Genomic DNA, 1,068 nt, shown 5'->3' with positions numbered 1-1,068 from the left:
CGAGGCCGCGGGTAACTCCCGAAATGACGATCCGACGGATTGAACGGGGCATGGTGAAAACCTTCCGGACTGCACGGAGAAGAATTGTTTACCATTATCGTACAAATCAGCAGATGCATATCGCCGCCAACTCAATGACTCGATGCGGGAATAGAGGGGCGGGAGGTGATGACCTGCGGGTCATTTCCCACCCCTCACGGCAATCGCCATCGGCGATTCCGCTGTTAACTCCGACCTGGGCCGCGGTGGCCATGACGGGCCATACGGTCAAGCTTGCTCTTGAAGAACACACGAGCTTTCTCTTTCTGCTCGGCGTTGAGCGAGTCATACACCGTCAGCCAGCGATCACGGTTGGCTTCACGGAGTTTCTGCCCCTCGGCCTTGAACTCATCCATGCGCTTGGCTACCGCGCGCAGGTCGGCACCGGGTTTGTCGATCAGTGCCTGAATTTCTTCGTGGTGCTGGCGGAAGCGATCGCGCATGCCGGCCATGTTTTCCTTGCTGGCTTTTTCAGCGTCTTGCCACAGCGCTTCCTGTTTGGCGTCCAGCTTGAGTTCGTCGTGCAGTCGGGACATTCCCTTCATGCCTCGTTCTGAACGACACTCGGTTCGATCACCGGATTTGCCGTCACAATCCCCACCCCAGGGCTTGGCGAAGGCCGCAGTAGACGCAGCGGCCATTGTCGCCGAGACCGCTACGGCGGCCAGGGTAGCCGCAACTCGGCGTGGAGACATTTTCGAAAATTTCGCATTCATGGTGAAACTCCTTTGTTTTCGGGTGGAAATGCCGTGAAAAAAATCCACGTATAAGTCAAGTGCGGTGCGCAGATGCAACGCCTGTTTTGACGATGCCATTTTCTGCCTTGGCCTGTTGCAAAGGATTTCATTGCCGGGGCGGTTGATTGCAAATTGTTTCAGACGCCTTTCAACCCTGCAGCGGCGGCATAGAATGGGCATCGTTCCGAATCAAGATGTGATGATGAAAAAAATTCTGCTCGTCGATGATGACCCTGAACTGCGCCAGTTGCTGGCCACCTATCTTGGCCGACACGGCTATGACACGCTCCTG

At 55.9% G+C, this 1,068-nt stretch carries 1 protein-coding gene; it reads right to left on the bottom strand.

The annotated features are described in order from the left end of the window. Positions 1 to 224 precede the first annotated feature (224 nt). Entirely contained in the window at positions 225 to 755 is a 531-nt protein-coding gene (locus PROAA_RS12975; RefSeq protein WP_186411744.1) for a Spy/CpxP family protein refolding chaperone, read from the bottom strand. Between the last annotated feature and the right edge of the window lie 313 nt (positions 756 to 1,068).

This window comes from Candidatus Propionivibrio aalborgensis (assembly GCF_900089945.1).
Classification (GTDB): Bacteria; Pseudomonadota; Gammaproteobacteria; order Burkholderiales; family Rhodocyclaceae; genus Propionivibrio; species Propionivibrio aalborgensis.
The sequence above is the reverse complement of the archived record's forward strand: the minus strand, read 5'-3'. Positions and strand labels throughout refer to the sequence as shown.

What these genes read in the sequence shown, in the direction of transcription:
- PROAA_RS12975 (WP_186411744.1), bottom strand. Translation starts at nt 755, where the DNA reads ATGAATGCGAAATTTTCGAAAATGTCTCCACGCCGAGTTGCGGCTACC.